9 tRNA genes and 1 rRNA gene are annotated in these 1,033 nt (G+C 51.7%); all 10 read right to left on the reverse strand.

Annotated features, from left to right (window positions below):
* Positions 1 to 126: 126 nt before the first annotated feature.
* Positions 127 to 202 (reverse strand) — tRNA-Ala (locus ACOZIR_RS28325).
* Positions 203 to 207: 5 nt separating this feature from the next.
* Positions 208 to 284: transfer RNA gene (locus tag ACOZIR_RS28330), tRNA-Pro, on the reverse strand.
* Positions 285 to 288: 4 nt separating this feature from the next.
* Positions 289 to 365 (reverse strand) — tRNA-Arg (locus ACOZIR_RS28335).
* A gap of 9 nt (positions 366 to 374) precedes the next feature.
* Positions 375 to 463: transfer RNA gene (locus ACOZIR_RS28340), tRNA-Leu, on the reverse strand.
* Between the two features lie 14 nt (positions 464 to 477).
* Positions 478 to 552: transfer RNA gene (locus ACOZIR_RS28345), tRNA-Gly, on the reverse strand.
* A gap of 23 nt (positions 553 to 575) precedes the next feature.
* Positions 576 to 657, reverse strand: a tRNA-Leu gene (locus tag ACOZIR_RS28350).
* Positions 658 to 670: 13 nt separating this feature from the next.
* Positions 671 to 746: transfer RNA gene (locus ACOZIR_RS28355), tRNA-Lys, on the reverse strand.
* Between the two features lie 7 nt (positions 747 to 753).
* Positions 754 to 829 (reverse strand) — tRNA-Thr (locus tag ACOZIR_RS28360).
* A gap of 3 nt (positions 830 to 832) precedes the next feature.
* Positions 833 to 908: transfer RNA gene (locus ACOZIR_RS28365), tRNA-Val, on the reverse strand.
* Between the two features lie 9 nt (positions 909 to 917).
* Positions 918 to 1,033, reverse strand: a 5S ribosomal RNA gene (rrf, locus tag ACOZIR_RS28370).

Consider the following 1,033-nt stretch of genomic DNA (forward strand, 5'->3'; position numbering starts at 1 on the left):
CCGCCAGCGTTCATCCTGAGCCAGGATCAAACTCTCCGAAGAAATGTTTGACTTGCTCAATTTAAAAATAAAAATTAACGTTGACGTTTGTCGCTTTGTTCAGTTTTCAAAGTTCAAAATTCCGATTGGTGGAGCCTAGCGGGATCGAACCGCTGACCTCCTGCGTGCAAGGCAGGCGCTCTCCCAGCTGAGCTAAGGCCCCATAAATGGTCGGGAAGACAGGATTCGAACCTGCGACCCCTTGGTCCCAAACCAAGTGCTCTACCAAGCTGAGCTACTTCCCGTTTATGGCGCGCCCGAGAGGAGTCGAACCCCTAACCTTTTGATCCGTAGTCAAACGCTCTATCCAATTGAGCTACGGGCGCTTATTAAAATGGTGCCGAGGGCCGGACTTGAACCGGCACGGTAGTCACCTACCGCAGGATTTTAAGTCCTGTGTGTCTGCCAATTCCACCACCCCGGCAGGACTTATATATGTGGAGCGGAAGACGAGGTTCGAACTCGCGACCCCCACCTTGGCAAGGTGGTGTTCTACCACTGAACTACTTCCGCACATATATGAAATTAATAAAAGATGCGGGTGAAGGGACTTGAACCCCCACGTCGTAAGACACTAGATCCTAAGTCTAGCGCGTCTGCCAATTCCGCCACACCCGCGTGTGAATATAAATGGTGAGCCATGAAGGACTCGAACCTTCGACCCTCTGATTAAAAGTCAGATGCTCTACCAACTGAGCTAATGGCTCGAAAAACTGGTGCCGGCAAGAGGACTTGAACCCCCAACCTACTGATTACAAGTCAGTTGCTCTACCAGTTGAGCTACACCGGCAAATGGTGGAGGATGACGGGATCGAACCGCCGACCCCCTGCTTGTAAGGCAGGTGCTCTCCCAGCTGAGCTAATCCTCCGATATAAAAGCCTGGCAACGTCCTACTCTCACAGGGACAAAGTCCCAACTACCATTGGCGCTAAAGAGCTTAACTTCCGTGTTCGGTATGGGAACGGGTGTGACCTCTTCGCTATCGCCACCAGA

The sequence above is a fragment of the Priestia sp. D3YE.R1 genome, from assembly GCF_049199565.1.
GTDB lineage: Bacteria > Bacillota > Bacilli > Bacillales > Bacillaceae_H > Priestia > Priestia aryabhattai.